Source organism: Acrocarpospora sp. B8E8 (genome assembly GCF_039871605.1).
Lineage (GTDB): Bacteria > Actinomycetota > Actinomycetes > Streptosporangiales > Streptosporangiaceae > Acrocarpospora > Acrocarpospora macrocephala.
The window spans coordinates 1-1877 of sequence record NZ_JBDPLV010000181.1 but is presented as its reverse complement, the minus strand read 5'-3'; the positions used below and the strand labels follow the sequence as shown (position 1 = coordinate 1877).

At 58.4% G+C, this 1877-nt stretch carries 1 protein-coding gene; it reads left to right on the top strand.

The genetic code is table 11. The features are described 5' to 3' along the window. The first annotated feature begins 266 nt into the window (after positions 1-266). A complete protein-coding gene (locus tag ABGB08_RS54435) occupies positions 267-1634 on the top strand; it encodes a hypothetical protein (RefSeq protein ID WP_347608430.1) in 1368 nt (455 codons plus the stop codon). Positions 1635-1877: the final 243 nt, after the last annotated feature.

Below are 1877 nucleotides of genomic sequence, written 5' to 3'. Positions count from 1 at the left end.
AACTCCTACCGCGTCAAGAGACCCGGTGACGTTGGCGTACGCCACGACGGCCCGGCCACGGTCAAGCTGGCGAACCTTCCCAAGCTCGCCCTCGCCTCATGATCAATTTAGGCTGAGTGGCATTGGGACTTGAGGACGCATCTGAGGCGACTTCGAAGGCAATCCATTCGGCAGCAGTACGAGATAACCTGAAGGTGCTGCCCAGGGAACGCGGAATGTGGACGCGCTTTATCTTCCAAGGGCTCCGAACTCCGTTCACTCGCTCTGTGCGTGCTGACTTCCGGCCTGGCGCTCAGTGGGTCGACGTCGCCTTGCCTGAACTCCCCATCGGGGACAAATCCGACGCCTATTTTCGTGGTGTGGTCGCGGCAGAGATCAAATTACACAGTGTGGTGGGACAGGACCCACGGTTCACCGCCTCCATCCCGCCCTATAGACGTCACTCCACGCTGCTTCGTCATGCCACCGTTGCGCAAGGGATCGAACACGCGCGTGTGACACACTCTGGTCTGGCCCTCGGGATCGACGCGGATCTTGATCACGTGCCTGTCCCGTTCGGCTACAACCAGGACGTGATGCGGCTTCTCTTTGATGACGATGCCGTGACGGCGTCGCAGTCAGACATTGGCAAGTTTCAGTCCCGGGCGGCTGAAAAATTCGGCGGACCATTCAGCGGCGTCTTCAACCAGCCGGGAACGCGCGCCGCGGTTGAACTCGCGGCGGAAAAAGTTGCCGGCGTCCGACTCCCTCACCTCCTCCGAGTCGTCGACGACAATAGAGGCGAGTGGCCTGATCCGCTCTTCGAGTCAAAAATGACACCGAAGGACTACGCAAGAAGACGGGTAAATTACCTATTCCATAGTGGGTTATTTGTTCCAACTCTGAAAGTCCACTGCAGTCACTGTCGGGTCGAACGTCATGTTTCGGCCGACGATCTCGCCACGACGATGACCTGCGAGTTCTGCGGCCAGACGTTCAACCTTGCTCTCTCGCACTCGCTCACCCAACCTGAGTGGCGTTACAGACTGGCCGCGCATCTACGCGCCGACCAGGTCCAAGCCCTGCTTCCTGCGCTAGCGGTCACTTCATTGTTGAGACAGCTTAGGCACGCCGAAGAGCCTCCATTGCCTCACATACTCGGACTTGAAGTGTCGATTGACGGACGCAAGATCGAAGTTGACGTTGCGGCCTACCTGCCTGATCGAGACTGGACAGCGGTGCTCGGCGAAGTGAAGACAGCGAATCGGATCGATGCGAATGACATCGCCAACCTGGAATTTCTCCAGCAAAAGCTGTCTGAGAAGGACGTACGCTGCCTCCTGCTCTTCGCGACCCTCAAGGAGGAACTGTCGCCTGAGGAGATCTCCGGCTTGCGTGGACTCGTCGAGCGTTCAAAGGACGTCCAGCTCTCAGACGGCAGATTACTTCCGAACATGCCGCTGATCTTGACCGGGCCGGACCTCTCTCATCCGCCGGGCAGTGAGAACCACCCCTGGCGCTGGGACAGTAAGGACTACTCAGGGGTGTTCGGCACAGCTATCACCTCATGCGAACGAAACCTCGGACTGCAGAACTACACCTTCAGCGGCACTGATGACGACATCAGCATCCGATGCGAGTGGGCTGATAGTTGATGAACCGCTCGTAATCAATTCCGGGTAGCGAGCCCAACACCTGCTCCGGTCGACTTGCCCAGAGCCGGGCTTATACACGCAAGTTGGCGCCATGCCAACGATCGCTAAACGTATCGGGGTGTAGGACACAATCGTAGGTTCCTGTGATCGGTCCTGGTCGTCGAGTACTCTGGTTACGGATCAAACAACCAGATTGCGGAGGCGTGATGACCGTCCCTCCTCTCGAAGACCTGGAGGCCCGGC